Source organism: Saccharopolyspora halophila (assembly GCF_039531955.1).
Lineage (GTDB): Bacteria > Actinomycetota > Actinomycetes > Mycobacteriales > Pseudonocardiaceae > Saccharopolyspora > Saccharopolyspora halophila.
This window is the reverse complement of record NZ_BAAARA010000033.1, coordinates 1-2186: the sequence shown is the minus strand read 5'-3', so window position 1 is coordinate 2186 and position 2186 is coordinate 1. Positions and strand designations below refer to the sequence as shown.

Sequence of the window (2186 nt, the reverse complement as noted above, 5' to 3'; positions counted from 1 at the left end):
GCGGTGCGGAAGGCCTCCTGAGCGTCCGCGTCGGAGCACTGGTCGTCGTCGAGATCGACCCGGACCTTGCGCAGCGTGCCGGTGAAGGCGTTGTCCACCGGGGCGTAGTCATCGGTGACCGGGCTGGCCCGGTCGCAGCCGATGTCGAAGGTCTCGTCGAAGGCGAAGTAGTACGGGATCGTCTGGTCCACCCGGACCGAGCCCGCCTCGGTGCCGTCGACGTGCAGGGTGGCCGTACCGCCCTTGCCGACGCCTCCGCCGTCGTAGTCGAACCGCAGGCTGATCTCGTGCGCACCCGCGGCCAGCGCCTCGGGTGCGCGCACGGTGTCGACCTTCATGCCCATCTCGTTGTAGGCGTAGCTGGGCCGGCCCTCGTGCAGGTACAGCGACCAGCCGCCGAACCGGCCGCCCTGGGCGACCAGCACGCCGTCGGCACCGCCCTCGGGCATCTCGACCTGCGCGGTCAGGGTGTGCGAGCGGTTCTTGACGTTGGGCGCGGTCTCCTCGGTCAGCCGCTTGGCGTTGCCGTGGAAGGTGACCGAACTCCGGTCGCCCATCAGGTCCAGGCGCCCGGCCTCGCGGGGGTTCTCCCGCTCGGTCATCCGGTCGTCCAGGGGGAACACGTTGTACTTGGCGGCTTCGACGAGGAACAGCTGCTGGAGTTCGCGCAGCTTCTCCGGGTATTCCTCGGAGAGATCTTGCGCCTGGCTCCAGTCCAGGTTGGTGTTGTAGAGCTCCCACTTGTCGTCGTCGAAGGAGCGCCGCACCCCGTCCTGGACCATCTCCCACGGCGTGCCGTGCCGGGTGACCGCGGTCCAGCCGTCCTGGTAGATGCCGCGGTTGCCGACCATCTCGAAGTACTGCACGCGGTGCTGGTCGGGGGCCTCGGCGTCGTTGAAGCTGTAGAGCATGCTGGTGCCCTCGATGGGCTGCTGCGCGACACCGTTGACCTCGGTCGGGTGCGGCAGCCCCGCGGCCTCCAGGATGGTCGGCACCACGTCGATGACGTGGTGGAACTGGCTGCGCAGCCCGCCGCGCTCCTGGATCCCGTCGGGCCAGTGCACGATCATGCCGTCGCGGGTCCCGCCGAAGTGGGAGGCGACCTGCTTGGTCCACTGGAACGGCGTGTTCATCGCCAGCGCCCAGCCCACCGGGTAGTGCGCGTGCGTGGTGGCATCGCCCAGCGCGTCGTCGTGCTCGTTGATCATCTCGGCGCTGTCCGGGATGCCCGAGGCGAAGCGGTGCTCGTTGAGCGTGCCGCCCAGGCCGCCCTCGGCGGAGGCGCCGTTGTCGCCCAGGATGTAGACGAACAGGGTGTTGTCCAGCTCGCCCATCTCGTCCAGGGCGTCCACGAAGCGGCCGACCTGGTCGTCGGTGTGCTCGGCGAACCCGGCGTAGAGCTCCATCAGCGACGCCGCGGAGCGCTTCTCGGCCTCGGAGAGCTCGTCCCAGTGCGGCACGCCCTCGGCCCACGGGGCCAGCTCGGTGTCCTGCGGGACGACGCCGAGCTCCTTCTGCCGCTGCAGGGTGATCTCGCGCTGCTCGTCCCAGCCGTGGTCGAACTTGCCCCGGTACTTCTCCCGGTACTCCTTCGGCACGTGGTACGGCGCGTGGGTGGCGCCGAACGGCAGGTAGGCGAAGAACGGGTTGTCCGGCTTGAGCGCGGTCTGGTCGCGCACCCAGTCGATGGCGTTGTCCACCATGTCCTCGGACAGGTGGTAACCGTCCTCGGGCTTGCGGTCCGGCTCGACCGGGTTGGTGCCGTCGAACAGCACCGGGTACCAGTGGTTCATCTCGGCGCACACGAAGCCGTAGAACTTCTCGAAGCCCTCACCGGTCGGCCAGCGGTCGAACGGACCCGCAGCGCTGACGTCGCGAGCCGGCGTCTGGTGCCACTTGCCGAACGCACCGGTGTTGTAGCCGTTGCCCTGCAGCATCTGCCCGATGGTGGCGGCGCTCTGCGGACGGATGCCGCTGTAGCCGGGCGCGGCGCTGGACATCTCGGTGGTCACGCCCATGCCCACGGAATGGTGGTTGCGGCCGGTCAGCAGCGCCTGCCGGGTCGGCGAGCAGATCGCGGTGACGTGGAAGCGGTTGTAGCGCAGACCCCCGTTGGCCAGGCGCTCCGCGGTCGGCATGTGGCACGGGCCGCCGAACGCGCTCGGCGCGCCATAACCCATGTCGTC

General features: G+C 69.4%; 1 protein-coding gene. It reads right to left on the bottom strand.

All coding sequences use genetic code 11. The features are described 5' to 3' along the window. Positions 1-2186 (bottom strand): sulfatase-like hydrolase/transferase (locus ABD289_RS25120; protein ID WP_344138118.1); only part of this gene is annotated, 2186 nt, incomplete at both ends.